This window comes from Aquitalea sp. ASV11, from assembly GCF_016429185.1.
Lineage (GTDB): Bacteria > Pseudomonadota > Gammaproteobacteria > Burkholderiales > Chromobacteriaceae > Aquitalea > Aquitalea pelogenes.
In genome coordinates this window covers 31,711-44,775 of the sequence record NZ_JAELUD010000015.1, presented here as the reverse complement: position 1 = coordinate 44,775, position 13,065 = coordinate 31,711, and the positions used below count along the sequence as shown (strand labels likewise).

Below are 13,065 nucleotides of genomic sequence, written 5' to 3'. Positions count from 1 at the left end.
ATGTTGCTGCCCGCCCTTAACCGTCCGCTGCGCAACTGGCCGCAACAGACGGTATGGATTGTCGGTGCCTCCAGCGGCATTGGTGCCGCCCTGGCCAGCCAGCTGCTGGCACTGGGCGCACGGGTGATCCTGTCGGCCCGTGGTGTCGACAGCCTGCACGCGGTGGCCGCACGGCAGCCTCGTGCCATCGTGCTGCCGCTGGATGTCAGCCAGCCCGCCGCCTGGCAACAGGCCTGGGACAGCTTGCAACAGCAGGATGCCCTGCCGGACCTGGTGGTGTTCTGCGCGGCAGCCTACCGGCCGGAGCGCTGCTGGGACATCCGCCAGCAACAGGTCAGCGACACCCTGCAAACCAATCTGGCCGGGGTGTATTACGGGCTGGAAACCATGCTGCCGGCCATGATGGCGCGCCGTCAGGGCGGCATCGCACTGGTCGCCAGTGTGGCCGGTTATGTCGGTCTGCCCGGTGCCTGTGTGTATGGGCCCAGCAAGGCGGCGCTGATCAATCTGGCCGAGCTGCTGCATGCCGAACTGCACCAGCACGACATGCAGGTGTACCTGATCAACCCCGGCTTTGTCGCCACCCGGCTCACCGCCAAGAACGACTTCGCCATGCCGGCGCTATTGCAACCGGCGGATGCTGCCCGGGAAATTGTGCGCGGCCTGGAACAGGGCCGCTTCGAAATTCACTTTCCACGCAGGTTTACGCTATGGATCAAGCTGCTCGCACTACTGCCTTACCGGCTGAGACTGCCACTGCTGCGCCATCTGGCGCGCAACTGAGGACAAGGCTGGCGGCACTGGCCGACTGGTATGCCACGCTCAGCCCGGCCAGCCTGCTGCACATCGACGACTTTTACACCGCCGATGCCCGCTTTCGTGACCCCTTCAACCAGGTACACGGGCGTGATGGCATTGCCGACATCTTCCGCCACATGTTTGCCGTGCTGGAAGAGCCGGTATTCAGCGTGCGCGAGCAATTGCTGGATGGTCAGCAGGCCTTCATCACCTGGGATTTCAGCTTCCGCCGCGCGGGCAAGCACTACCAGCTGCACGGCGGCAGCCACCTGCGTTTTGCTGCTGACGGCAAGGTATGCCTGCACCGCGACTACTGGGACTCGGCCGAAGAGCTGCTGCACAAGCTGCCGCTGATTGGTGCGCCGCTGCGTCTGCTGCGTCGCCTGCTGTCGGTGCATGACCAGGGCTGGCCGGCATGAAAGCGCCATTTAGCGGCAACAAAAGCAGCCTGCCCAGCAAGCCCTGCGCGGCCTGTGGCAAGCCGATGAGCTGGCGGCGCAAATGGGCGCGCTGCTGGGATGAGGTGAAATACTGTTCCGAACGCTGCCGCCAGCAGCACTGAAGCCATGACCACGCTGATTTATTTTTTTCGTGACGACCTGCGCATGCATGACAACCCGGCGCTGACTGCGGCCTGCCAGCAGGCGGATTACCTGTTGCCGGTTCATGTCAGCCCGCAGCCGCAAACCTCGCGCTGGGGCTTCGAGCGGGTGAGTGCCCGGCGCAGTGCCTTCCGCCACAGTGCGCTGCAGGGGCTGGCCACCGCATTGCAACAACAGGGTAGCGGCCTGCTGCATGCCAGTGGCAGCCTGGCCAGCATACTGCCCGCACTGGCCAGTCAAATAGGTGCCACTGCCATTTACTGCGAGGACATCGCCACTTCGGAAGAACAGGATGAGCTGGCTGCCCTGCGCGCCTGCGGCCTTGCCGTGCACAGCTTCTGGCAATCCACCCTGCTGGCGCCGGACAGCCTGCCCTGGTCTGATGCGCAACTGCCAGACCAGTTCACCCGCTTCCGTCAGCAAGTGGAAGCCGCCGCCATCCAGCCCGCCGCGCCCTTGCCGTCACCGTCGCTGCCTCCATTGCCGCCCGTGGCGCGCCAGCTGATCCAGCCGCTGGCGGCCATGGACTACCCCGCCGCCGACCCACGCTCCAGCTTTCCGTTTCCGGACGCCGCTTTTGCCGGCAGCGAAGCCGCCGCACTGGCACATCTGGCGCAGTACCTGCAACGCGGCCTGCCGCACAGCTACAAGGCCACCCGCAACGGCCTGCATGGCATCGACTACTCCAGCAAGTTCTCACCCTGGCTGGCCTGCGGCAGTCTGTCAGCACGACTGGTGCTGCAACAGCTGCATGCCTTTGAAGCCGAACACGGCCATAGCGACAGCAGCTACTGGCTATGGTTTGAACTGCTGTGGCGCGATTACTTCAAGCTGCTGCAACGCCAGCATGGCCGCCGCCTGTATCACCCCGGCGGCCTGCCACAACGCGCCAGCCCGCCGCACAACGCGGCAGCTTTCCAAGGCTGGATGGCCGGACAAACCGGCCATGCACTGATAGATGCCGGCATGCGTGAACTGGCCGCCACCGGCTATCTGGGCAATCGCATGCGCCAGATTGTGGCCAGCTACCTGATTCACGAACTGCAATGCGACTGGCGCGCCGGTGCGGCCTGGTTTGAAGCCTGCCTGCTTGACTACGACTGCAGCCAGAACCAGGGCAACTGGCTGTATCTGGCCGGACTGGGGACCGACCCGCGCGGCGGTCGCCGTTTCAACCCGGACAAGCAAGCGGCTGAATACGATGCCGACGGCCACTACCGCCAGCTGTGGAGCCAGCCATGACCACCCTGCGGCTGATACTGGGCGACCAGCTCAATCCGCAGCACAGCTGGTTTGCCCGCCACGAGGCCGATGTGGTCTACCTGCTGCTGGAGCTGCGGCAGGAAACCGGCTATGTGCTGCACCACGCGCAAAAGCTGCTGGCAGTACTGGCCGGGATGCGTGACTTTGCCCGCCAGCTGAAAGCCGCTGGCCACCGCGTGCGCTATGTCGCCATTGACGACCCCAGCAATCGCGGCACGCTGGAGGACAATCTGGACGCGCTGTGCCAGCACTACCAGGCCACGGAATTTGCCTGGCAGGCACCGGACGAATGGCGGCTGGACCAGCAATTGCAGCAGTGGGCCAGCCGGCAAACCCTCCCGTGCCGGATGGTGGACAGCGAGCACTTTTACACCACGCGCCATGAAGCAGGCCAGCTGTTTGCCGGCAAGGCGCAATGGCGCATGGAAGTGTTTTACCGCCAGATGCGCAAGCGCCACCGCGTACTGCTACAGCCGGACGGCAAGCCGGTGGGCGGCGAGTGGAACTACGACCACGATAACCGCAAACCCTGGCGTGGCAGCCCGCCACCGCCGCAGGACACCCGCCCCAGCCACGACCATCAGGCCTTGTGGCACACGCTGCAAGCCGCCGGGGTGCAATCGTTCGGCGATCCCGCTGCCGATGCCGTACGCTGGCCGCTGAACCGCGCCGAGGCCTTGCAGCAGCTGCATCACTTCATCCGCCACGGCCTGCCGCAGTTTGGTGATTACCAGGACGCCATGCACAGCGAAACGCCCTATCTGTTTCACTCGCTGCTGTCCTTTGCCCTCAATACCAAGATGCTGTCACCACGGGAAGTGGTGACCGCGGCGGAGCAAGCCTGGCAGGACGGCCTCGCCCCGCTGCCGGCGGTGGAAGGTTTCATCCGCCAGATTCTGGGCTGGCGCGAATACGTGCGCGGCGTGTACTGGGCGCGCATGCCCGGCTATGCCGACAGCAATGCCTTCGACCACCAGCGCCCGCTGCCGGAATGGTTCTGGCATGGCAAAACCGGCATGCGCTGCCTGGCCCACGCCATCGGCCAGTCGCTGGAACTGGCTTATGCCCACCACATCCAGCGGCTGATGGTGATCGGCAATTTTTCGCTGCTGGCCGGGCTGTCGCCGCAGGCGCTGCATGAATGGTATCTGGGGGTGTATATCGACGCCTTCGAATGGGTGGAACTACCCAATACCGTGGGCATGAGCCAGTTTGCCGATGGTGGCCTCTTGGCCAGCAAGCCTTATGTATCCGGCAATGCCTACCTGCACCGTATGGGCAATTACTGTGGCGACTGCCGCTACCGCCGTGATGCACGGCACGGTGCCGATGCCTGCCCCTTCAATGCGCTGTACTGGGACTTCTTCCAGCGCCAGCGCCCCCGGCTGGGCAACAACCCGCGACTGGCGCTGGTCTATCGTCAGCTGGACAAGATGCCAGCCACAGAACAAGAGGCCATCCGCCACAGTGCGGAGGCCATCCTGCAAGGCCTGAACCAGTTATGAACCCACACAAGGAATCCACCATGCGACGCACACATTTACGCACTCTGCTGTTGCTGGCAGGCAGCCTGCTGCTGGCCGCCTGCTCCACCCTGCCGCCGCCCGGCATCACGCCGGTGAGCGGTTTCGACCTGCAACGCTACAGCGGCAAATGGTATGAAATTGCCCGCCTCGACCACAGCTTCGAGCGCGGCATGAGCGATGTCAGCGCCCGTTACACTCCGCAAGCGGACGGCAGCGTGCAAGTCATCAACCGTGGCTATGCCACCGCGCAAGGCAGCTGGAAACAGGCAGAAGGCCGCGCGCTATTTAATGGCAACAGCACCGTTGCTTCGCTCAAGGTGTCGTTCTTCGGCCCCTTCTATGGTGGCTACCACGTGGTAGCGCTGGACCCGGACTACCGCTGGGCGATGATTGCCGGTAACGACCGCTCTTACTTGTGGATACTGGCACGCGACAAACAACTGCCACAGGCCGTGCTGGACCCACTGCTGCAGCAAGCCAGAGCGCTGGGCTTTGCCACCGAGCAGCTGATTTACGTGCCGCAAACCCGTAGCGACAACTAAGCCATGCCCGTCCGCCTGAACCCGCGCAAGCTGCTGCTGAGCAAATGGACGGCCGTGCAGCCGCAGCACAAGGAAAAGCATTTCCTGGTGACCCGCGTGCTGCTGCCGGACGACCCCAGTCAGCCGATTACCGAAGTGGAGCTGGAAGCGGTCTACACCCGGCGCAGCCGCATCATTGCCTGGCAAACCCTCACCGACAGCAGTTGCTGGCGACAGGGCTGGCTATGAGCACCGCATTCAACTCACACCATCATGCAGACGCAAAACATGACTTCCCCCTCGATTGCCATCATCGGAGCAGGCCTCGCCGGCCTCTCCTGCGCACGCCAGTTGCATGAAGCTGGCCTCAGCATCACCGTTTTTGACAAAAGCCGCGGCCTGGGTGGCCGCCTGTGCACCCGGCGCGGCGACAACTGGCAGGCCGACCACGGCGCACAATACTTTACCGCCCGCGACCCGGCCTTCCGCCAGCAAGTGGCGCACTGGCTAGACGCCGCTGTAGTGGCGGAATGGCCGATCACCCCGGCAGTACTGGGCCAGCCAGGCAGCAGCACGCAGCACGATCAGCACGTAGCCCCGGCACGTTATGTCGGCCTGCCCGGCATGTCGGCCCCATGCAAGGCACTGGCCGACGGGCTGAGCGTACGCAGTCAGCACACCGTCTGCCGCCTGCATCACAGCGTAGCGGGCTGGCAGCTGGAAACCGTCGAACACGGCCTGCTGCCCGAACTGTTCAGCCAGGTACTGGTGGCTGTGCCCGCGCCACAGGCAGCAACCCTGCTGGCCGATAGCCAGCCCGCACTGGCCGCCGTGGCAGCAGCGCAGCCCATGTTGCCTTGCTGGACGGTGATGGTGCAGCCCGAGGCTGACTTCGCGCCCGGCTTTGCCGCCGCCTTTGTCAATGCAGGCCCACTGCGCTGGATTGCCCGCAACGACAGCAAACCCGGCCGCAGCGGAGCGCCGTGCTGGGTGTTGCAAGCCAATGCCGCCTGGAGTGCTGCACATCTGGAGCAGCCAGCCAGCGAGGTGGGCGAGCAGTTGCTGGACGCATTCCGCGCGCTGGGTGCCCCGGCCTGCACGGTACTGAGCAGCCATCGCTGGCGCTATGCCGATTGCCACGCCAGCCAGCACGGCAGCGTGTGGGATGCCGTCAGCGGCATCGGCCTGTGTGGCGACTGGTTACACGGCGGCAAGGTGGAAGGTGCCTGGCTCAGCGGCCGTCATCTGGCTGCCAGCGTACTGGGTGCCTGGCAGCCGTGAGCGTCGGGGTGGTCTGGTTCAAGCGTGACTTGCGCCTGCACGATCACGCCGCCCTGACGGCTGCCAGCCTGGCCGGGCCGGTGCTGTGCCTGTACATCATCGAGCCGACCATGTGGCAACAGCCGGATGCCTCCAGCCAGCACTACCACTTTGCGCTGGAGTGCGTGCAAGACCTGGCAGCCTCGCTGGCCGCCCGTGGTTTGCCGCTGCTGATCCAGGTGGGCGAGGCCGTCGAGGTGCTGGCACGGCTCCATGCCGCCATGCCGTTTGCTGCGCTGTATGCGCACGAGGAAACCGGCAACGGTTTTACTTATGCACGTGATCTGGCCGTAGGCCGCTGGTGCCTGCAACAACGGGTGCAATGGCAGGAATTCGCCCAGACTGGGGTTATCCGCCGTTTGCGCTCGCGCGATGGCTGGGCCGCACGCTGGACGCAGTTTGTCAGCCAGCCCTGCCTGCCGGTGCCAGCCCTGCAGGCCGCGCCCTGCCCGCTACCCATCATGACCGCACCCGGTGCTGACAGCCTGGGCATTTTTCCGTTTGACCCGCCACAGCGCCAGCGTGGTGGCCGTCGCCGTGCCATTGCCGTATTACAGGACTTCCTGCAACAGCGCAGCGCGCAATATCGCGGCGGTATTTCCTCGCCGCTGTCCGCTCCCACTGCCTGCTCGCGCCTCTCTCCATATCTGGCCCTGGGTTGCCTCAGCCTGCGCGAAATCGTGCAAGCCACGCACCGCCAGCTGCAACGCCTGCCAGAGGACAGCACACGCCAGCGCAAGGGTTTGCAGGCTTTCATCAGCCGCCTGCACTGGCATTGTCATTTCATGCAGAAGCTGGAATCGGAACCGGAAATCGAATGGCGCAACATGCACCGTGGCTACGACGGCCTGCGTGAGACGGAACATGACGAAGCCCGCTTGCAGGCGCTGATGCAGGGCCGCACCGGCTGGCCGCTGGTGGATGCCTGCGTGGCCATGCTCAATCACACCGGCTGGCTGAACTTCCGCATGCGCGCCATGCTGGTTTCGGTGGCGGCCTACCCGCTGTGGCTGCACTGGCGGCCAGTGGGCCTGTGGCTGGCGCGGGCGTTTCTGGATTACGAACCCGGCATTCACTGGAGCCAGTTGCAAATGCAATCCGGCACCACCGGCATCAATACCACCAGGGTGTACAACCCGGTAAAACAAGCGATGGACCACGACCCGCAAGGCCGCTTTGTGCGCCGCTGGCTGCCGCTGATGCAACAAGTGCCGGATGGCTGGCTGTTCGAGCCGTGGAAAATGCCGGACAGCCTGCGCCAGCAATACGGCCTGATCGGTGAGCAGGCGCTGAGCACACCGCCATGCGAACTGGAAAGCGCCACCCGGCAGGCCAAGCAGCGCCTGCATGCCTGGCGCAAGCAGCCGGAAGTAAAGGCCGAAAAAGCGGCCATCGTCGCGCGCCATGGTTCACGCCAGCGCCCGCCGGGCAAGCGCACAAACCGACGTCGGCCAGACGTGCAACAGCAACTGGGTTTGCCGCTGGACTAGGCAGTCAGGCCCTGCAAGAACAATCACTCCGCACGTTTACTGGCTGTGTGATACGTAGAAGCACCGATGACACCCGTCCGCCAAACAAGGTATGGTTGCCATTCCTCCTTTGTAGACGACTCTTTTCCCACGCCAGGCGTGGGATTTCTTTGTCCGCCATGCCAGTACTTGTTATCAACACCAGCAACAGCCTGCCCGGCCTGTCCTTGCCCGACTTCGAATCCGTCAGACGCATTCCGACCGGCGCGTACGATATTGTCGGCCGCTGCATCGGCCCCTGTGGCGGCCCGATGTGGATTCTGCGTCAGGGTGAAGATGCCTGGTTGCTCGATCAGGCATTTTACGAATGGCTGCTGGAACAGCAGGCTCAGGAACTGCAACCCGCCTGAGCGGCATTGGCATCCTCAACGACGGATGGCCAGTACCAATACTCCCAGCGCCACCAGGCCAATACCCAGCCATTCCCGCAGGCCGGGGCGCTCACCCAGAAACAGCACGGCAAACACGGCAACCAGTACCAGACTGAGCTTGTCCACCGGTGCCACCTTGCTGGCTTCGCCCAACTGCAAGGCGCGGAAATAACATACCCAGGACGCCCCCGTTGCCAGCCCTGACAGGCCCAGAAACAGCCAGGTCTGGCCCGGCAGCTGCAATGGATTGCGCCACTTGCCGGTCAGCCAGACAAAGGCTGACAGCACCAGTGCAATGATGCCGGTACGAATCAGCGTGGCCAGATCCGCATCGACATGGCGCAAGCCGGCCTTGGCCAGAATGGCTGTCAGCGCAGCAAATACGGCGGACAACAAGGCCCATGGCAACCAGCCATCCATCACGTTCCTCCCTGGGTTTGATGTGCAAACCGGACTGGCCGGTAAAGGATTGAAGGCGTACACTGACGCCCGGTTCATCATTTCAACGACTCACCCGCCATGACATCGGCAAAATCCGTCAGCCTGCTTGTCCTGCTGCTGCTTGCCTTGCAAGCAGGCCATCATCAGGAAAGCAAGTCGCTCAATCCGCTGCAGCCAAGACTGATCAAGAATATCCTGCGCATGCGTTAAGGTGCGGCAATCTTTTCGCCTGCCAGCCAGGCGGCACCAGCCGCTGGCTGCTCCAGCGCCCACAGCATGGCACGGGTCAATTCCAGCGGTGCCATTGAAAGACCTGCCTGACGATAGCCCTGTGCCGTACCAGCCTGCAGGGCTTCGGCAGCAAGCGTGATGGCCAGATCCTGCGGAATGTGCTCAGCGCCCTGCTGACAAGCCTCTGCCGAAAAGGAATGCGCCTTGCGACAATTGGCCGGTCGCCATGGATAGATGCTGCACATGCTGTCTTGCAGGAATACGCAAGGCAAGCGCGGGGAAGGCTCCCCGGCATTTTCCAGCCGGGCCAAGCGCTGCTGCAGGCCTTGCAGCAAGTCCTGACGTCGCGCCGCAGGCCAGTCTTGCAGGCAGGCGGCCAGGCGCAAGGCTTCCGCCGGGCTTACTTCCACCCGTACATGACAGCAACTGGCACAGCCCGGCTGACATGCGGGTTTCTCCCCACGCAAGGCGGCCTGTGCGACTATCTTGTCGACGGCTGCATGCAAAAAGCCCACCACGTGCAGCGCTTGTGCCAGTTCCGGGCGTTCGCCCAGCTCCCGCGCCACCCGCTGGCCTACCTGGACAACGGAGGCTTTCAGTGCCGCCTGCTCCTGTTCACCCAACTGCATGCCTGCCCTCTTTTCTGACCCGCCGCCAGCGGATGCCGGCGCGAAATGCTTCCCGTTTGATCATGATCATCCAGTATGCGCTTGTCACATGCCAGTACTTTGCCCCGGGATTACACTGTTGTTCATGGCATTCAAACGATTGTTTCAATATGACAGAAGCAGAAATCATTCCGCTGATCAATTCCCTTGAGCACGCCCCGGACCGCGCCATGCTGGCCGAACTTGCCCTGCTGCTGGGTTCGGCCTACCAGTGCGGCGAGCTTGGTCTGGCCGACCTGCACCGACTGAGTGCGCCCGGTCGCGCCGTGTTCAACCAGTTGTGCGAACTGATCGCCAGCCTGCAACCGCATGGGCTGCGCGCTGAAACGGTAAACCAGTTGCAAGCCATGCTGGGCTGTCGCTGAAACTTAAGATTTGCTTAAGCCTCTCCTGCCAACATGAGAATGGGGAATGGTCCCCACTATGGAGAGTTCACATGTCACTGTCGTTCAATCCGGCGCTCAGCAGCGCCACCTACCCTGTCACCCACAGCACTGCCGCGCCGCAGCCCAGCGCAGCCCGTGACAAGGATGGTGACAATGATGGCAGCACGTCTGCTGTCGAAGCGGCTGCACCGCGCGCCATCAGCGCCACCATCGGCAATCGCATCAATACCACGGCCTGAAGCCAGGCTCCCTGTCCGGCACATGCCGGGCAGGGTTTTGCAAAATCAGGCTGTGGCAGGATCAGCCTGCCGCTGTGGCACACTATCGCGCAAGCGCGGCCAGGCCAGGGTCAGCAGCACACCGCGCATGGCCATCAACACCAGCAGCGCCGCCCAGATTCCGTGATTACCCAATCGTGGCTGCAACAGCCACAGGGTGGGCACATAGGCAGCAAAACTCAGCAGCATGCCATTGCGCAGCACAGCGGTACGCATGGCACCCATGAACACCCCATCCCAGAAAAAAGCCCAGATGCATACCGGTGGCAGCAGCACCAGCCACGGCCAGTACTGTGCCGCCAGTTGCTGCAATTGCCGGTCCGGCGTCATCCAGGGCAGATAAACCATACCCAGCAAAGCCATGCCCAGTGCCAGCAGGCTGCTCCAGCCCAGCGACAGCCAGGCACAGCGTCGCACCACCAGGCGTAATCCACCCCGGTTTTGCGCACCGATGGCATGCGCGCCATGCACTTCGGCCGCCACGGCAAAACCATCAAGCAAGCTGACACACACCATGAAGGCCTGCAGCAGCAACTGGTTGGCAGCCAGGGTCAGGCTGCCCAGCTGACCGGCACTGCGTGTCATCAGGGCAAAGGCCAGCGTCAGCAGCAAGGTGCGCAGCATGATGTCCAGATTGGCAGCAAACAATTGCTTCCATGCCGCAGCGCCACCGGCCTGTGCCAGTGCCTTGCGCCAGCGCGGCCATGCCACATGGCGCAACATGATGCGGGCCGCCAGCATGCTGCCCACTGCCTCGGCAATGGCCGTGGCCCAACCGGCACCGGCCACGCCCCAGCCCAGCACGCTGACCAGCAGCACAGCCAGTACCGCATTGAGCACATTCATCAGCACTTGCAACACCATCACCTGACGCGACTGCCCCAGGCCCAGCAGCCAGGCAAACTGCGCATAAGACAGCAAGGTAAACGGTGCCGACCAGATACGGGCCGCATAGTAGTCGCGGGTAAGCAGCGCCACATCCGGCGGAGGGGCCAGAAAATGCAATGCCAGCCACAGCAAGGGCTGCTGCAGCAGCAACAGGCCCATGCCACCCAGCAAGGCCGCCAGCATCGGCCTCAAGCCGGCCAGCACCACCGCTTCCGGGCTTTGCTGGCCGGTAGCCTGCGCCACCAGACCGGTAGTGGTAAAACGCAGGAAACTGAAGCACCAGTACAGCACGGTGAAAATGCTGCCACCCACCGCCACCGCTGCCAGCGCCAGCGGGCTGCCAATGCGCCCCAGCACCGCGCTATCCACCAGCCCCATCAGCGGGGTAGCCAGCGCGGCCAGCATCACCGGAATGGCAAAGGCAATCAGTTGACGGGTGGAGGGGGAATGATAGGGCTGCTCGGCAACAGGCATCAGGGGAAACTCGGGTAAAAGCGCATGGTATCAAAGCGCAGCCTGCTGTGGCAGCTGCCATGTGCTGGCCATGAAATGAAAAAAGCACCCGTTACTGGGTGCTTTGAGGATCAGCCAAACAAAGGACTCAGGCTTTTTTGACGAACTCGGATTTCAAACCCATGGCGCCAATGCCGTCGATCTTGCAGTCGATATCGTGATCACCATCTACCAGACGGATGTTCTTGACCTTGGTACCTACCTTCACCACCAGTGAGGAACCCTTCACTTTCAGGTCCTTGATGACAGTGACGGTATCGCCATCCTGCAGCAGATTGCCATTGGCATCGCGCACTTCACGGCCCTGTTCTTCGCCAGCAGCTTCGGTCTGGGCAGACCATTCGTGTGCGCACTCCGGGCACACCAGCATGGCGCCGTCTTCATAGGTGAACTGGGAACCACACTGGGGACAATTGGGCAAACCGCTCATGCTGTACCTTGCTAAAAAATCAGACTGGATCAACACCACTCACCACCGGCAAATGGCACAAAAGCCCGCTATTGTACGCCAGCACGGTAACAAGTTCACCTGTTGACAACAGGGTCAATGCGCCAGGCGGTGGCATTGACTCAGCGCGGAGCCTGTCGCCGAAAGGCCCACCACCCGGCCAGCAGGGTAAAGCTGGCCACCAGCATCACCAGCACCCAGAAGCCATGCGGGTGATTGGCCAGTGGCACTCCACCCACGTTCATGCCGAAAAAACCGGCCACGATATTGATGGGCAGGGCCAGCACCGTTACCAGCGTCAGGGTGAACAAAGTGCGGTTGGTCTGCTCGTTCAGCTTGGCGGCCAGTTCTTCCTGCAACAGTTTGATGCGTTCCACCAGGGTGGCCAGGTCGTTGAGCACCAATGAAAACTCTTCGGTGGATTCACGCAGGGCCTGCACATCCGGCTCGGCCAGCCAGGCCGGTGGCCGGTTCAGCAGGCGAAACAGCGCCCCCGGTTCCGGGGCCAGCAAGCGCTGCATGCGCACCAGGGTACGGCGCATGCTGGACAATTCGGCACGGTGATCCTGCAGATGCTCGGCCAGCAAGCGATCTTCCACATGGTCCACCTTGTGGGTGTACTCCCGCACAATGGCCGCCATCACATCGGCTTGATCCTGCATCAGATGAAACAACAATGACCGGGCCGAAGGAAACACCTCGCCCGCCTTTACTGCCGCACGCAAGCGGTCCACCGAGCGCAAGGGCCTCACCCGTGCAGTCACCAGCAAGCGGCTGCCCGCCGCCACCCACAGGGTGGCGACATCGGAAGTCATCACGCCAAAACCCAGTGCCACATCATTGATGACGGCCAGCAGCATGCCATCCACCGCCTCGATACGCGTGGAGCCTGCCCCGGCATGCAGCATTTCGGCAAAGTCCTCCGGCAGGGCAAGATTGGCACGGATCCAGCGCTCGCAAGCCACGTGCGCCAGATTGAAATGCAGCCAGACAAAACCCTCGGCGGCTGGCGAGGTGTCCTGCAAGAAGGCCAGCGCCTGCTCCGAACCGATAGGCTCACCGGCCTGATCTGGCAAAAAACGGAATCCACTGATCAGACCAACCTGATCAGCGCCATAACTTGCACTGGCAATCGACAGGCTCATTGCTAACTTCTCTCTCCGGATAGGGGTCATCACACCGGCCCGCAGCAAGGCTCAGGACCGCGGGCAAGCATACCATCAGCCCTGGCCATGCTTGACGACAATCCCGTGACAATGCACGCAGCCGGCTTGGTTCTCCA

The 13,065-nt window shown here is 63.0% G+C and carries 18 protein-coding genes; 13 read left to right on the top strand and 5 right to left on the bottom strand.

Features of this window, described 5'->3' with window-relative positions; translation table 11 throughout:
• The 10 genes from JHD62_RS07385 (at nucleotide 1) to JHD62_RS07340 (ending at nucleotide 7,909) form a co-directional block, all read left to right on the top strand.
• Nucleotides 1-783, top strand: coding sequence for an SDR family NAD(P)-dependent oxidoreductase (locus JHD62_RS07385; protein WP_062787921.1), 783 nt, complete (start codon nucleotides 1-3; stop codon nucleotides 781-783).
• Nucleotides 711-1,217, top strand: a complete 507-nt coding sequence (locus tag JHD62_RS07380) for a nuclear transport factor 2 family protein (protein ID WP_199102357.1) — start codon at nucleotides 711-713, stop codon at nucleotides 1,215-1,217. The genes JHD62_RS07385 and JHD62_RS07380 overlap by 73 nt, the downstream gene beginning before the upstream one ends.
• Nucleotides 1,214-1,360 carry a DUF2256 domain-containing protein gene (locus JHD62_RS07375; RefSeq protein WP_199102356.1) on the top strand — a complete coding sequence of 49 codons (147 nt, stop codon included), beginning with the start codon at nucleotides 1,214-1,216 and terminating at the stop codon, nucleotides 1,358-1,360. Before JHD62_RS07380 ends, JHD62_RS07375 begins: the two co-directional genes overlap by 4 nt.
• Nucleotides 1,361-1,364: 4 nt before the next feature.
• Nucleotides 1,365-2,642 (top strand): DASH family cryptochrome, encoded by a 1,278-nt coding sequence (locus JHD62_RS07370; RefSeq protein WP_199102355.1) that lies wholly within the window; start codon nucleotides 1,365-1,367, stop codon nucleotides 2,640-2,642.
• On the top strand, nucleotides 2,639-4,168 hold the full coding sequence (locus JHD62_RS07365; protein WP_199102354.1) for a cryptochrome/photolyase family protein: 1,530 nt from the start codon (nucleotides 2,639-2,641) through the stop codon (nucleotides 4,166-4,168). Before JHD62_RS07370 ends, JHD62_RS07365 begins: the two co-directional genes overlap by 4 nt.
• A gap of 20 nt (nucleotides 4,169-4,188) precedes the next feature.
• Nucleotides 4,189-4,731: a lipocalin family protein gene (locus JHD62_RS07360; protein WP_199102353.1), complete on the top strand. Its 543-nt coding sequence runs from the start codon at nucleotides 4,189-4,191 to the stop codon at nucleotides 4,729-4,731.
• A gap of 3 nt (nucleotides 4,732-4,734) precedes the next feature.
• Nucleotides 4,735-4,959 (top strand): TIGR02450 family Trp-rich protein, encoded by a 225-nt coding sequence (locus tag JHD62_RS07355; protein ID WP_045847354.1) that lies wholly within the window; start codon nucleotides 4,735-4,737, stop codon nucleotides 4,957-4,959.
• A 39-nt stretch (nucleotides 4,960-4,998) separates the two neighbouring features.
• The gene (locus tag JHD62_RS07350; protein WP_199102352.1) at nucleotides 4,999-5,991 is read left to right on the top strand and encodes an NAD(P)/FAD-dependent oxidoreductase; all 993 of its coding nucleotides are present in this window, start codon (nucleotides 4,999-5,001) and stop codon (nucleotides 5,989-5,991) included.
• Nucleotides 5,988-7,520, top strand: a complete 1,533-nt coding sequence (locus JHD62_RS07345; protein WP_199102351.1) for an FAD-binding domain-containing protein — start codon at nucleotides 5,988-5,990, stop codon at nucleotides 7,518-7,520. Before JHD62_RS07350 ends, JHD62_RS07345 begins: the two co-directional genes overlap by 4 nt.
• A 158-nt stretch (nucleotides 7,521-7,678) precedes the next feature.
• On the top strand, nucleotides 7,679-7,909 hold the full coding sequence (locus JHD62_RS07340; RefSeq protein ID WP_199102350.1) for a hypothetical protein: 231 nt from the start codon (nucleotides 7,679-7,681) through the stop codon (nucleotides 7,907-7,909).
• A 15-nt stretch (nucleotides 7,910-7,924) separates the two neighbouring features.
• Here JHD62_RS07340 and JHD62_RS07335 read toward each other — a convergent pair whose 3' ends face one another.
• A complete protein-coding gene (locus JHD62_RS07335) occupies nucleotides 7,925-8,350 on the bottom strand; it encodes an EamA family transporter (RefSeq protein ID WP_062787907.1) in 426 nt (141 codons plus the stop codon).
• 99 nt (nucleotides 8,351-8,449) lie between these two features.
• On the opposite strand from JHD62_RS07335, the gene JHD62_RS22850 reads away from it, so the two are divergent.
• A complete protein-coding gene (locus JHD62_RS22850) occupies nucleotides 8,450-8,581 on the top strand; it encodes a hypothetical protein (protein WP_255434165.1) in 132 nt (43 codons plus the stop codon).
• On the opposite strand, the gene JHD62_RS07330 is transcribed toward JHD62_RS22850, so the two are convergent.
• Nucleotides 8,578-9,231, bottom strand: a complete 654-nt coding sequence (locus tag JHD62_RS07330) for a YkgJ family cysteine cluster protein (protein WP_199102349.1) — start codon at nucleotides 9,229-9,231, stop codon at nucleotides 8,578-8,580. The two genes, JHD62_RS22850 and JHD62_RS07330, sit on opposite strands and share 4 nt — an antisense overlap.
• A 149-nt stretch (nucleotides 9,232-9,380) precedes the next feature.
• Here JHD62_RS07330 and JHD62_RS07325 point away from each other — a divergent pair, with 149 nt between their 5' ends.
• The gene (locus JHD62_RS07325) at nucleotides 9,381-9,635 is read left to right on the top strand and encodes a hypothetical protein (protein WP_199102348.1); all 255 of its coding nucleotides are present in this window, start codon (nucleotides 9,381-9,383) and stop codon (nucleotides 9,633-9,635) included.
• 71 nt (nucleotides 9,636-9,706) lie between these two features.
• Nucleotides 9,707-9,895, top strand: coding sequence for a hypothetical protein (locus JHD62_RS07320; RefSeq protein WP_199102347.1), 189 nt, complete (start codon nucleotides 9,707-9,709; stop codon nucleotides 9,893-9,895).
• A gap of 45 nt (nucleotides 9,896-9,940) precedes the next feature.
• On the opposite strand, the gene JHD62_RS07315 is transcribed toward JHD62_RS07320, so the two are convergent.
• The 3 genes from JHD62_RS07315 to JHD62_RS07305 form a co-directional block, all read right to left on the bottom strand.
• On the bottom strand, nucleotides 9,941-11,296 hold the full coding sequence (locus JHD62_RS07315; RefSeq protein WP_199102346.1) for an MATE family efflux transporter: 1,356 nt from the start codon (nucleotides 11,294-11,296) through the stop codon (nucleotides 9,941-9,943).
• Between the two features lie 127 nt (nucleotides 11,297-11,423).
• A complete protein-coding gene (locus JHD62_RS07310; RefSeq protein WP_199102345.1) occupies nucleotides 11,424-11,765 on the bottom strand; it encodes a zinc ribbon domain-containing protein YjdM in 342 nt (113 codons plus the stop codon).
• A gap of 140 nt (nucleotides 11,766-11,905) precedes the next feature.
• The gene (locus JHD62_RS07305) at nucleotides 11,906-12,928 is read right to left on the bottom strand and encodes a transporter (RefSeq protein ID WP_199102344.1); all 1,023 of its coding nucleotides are present in this window, start codon (nucleotides 12,926-12,928) and stop codon (nucleotides 11,906-11,908) included.
• Between the last annotated feature and the right edge of the window lie 137 nt (nucleotides 12,929-13,065).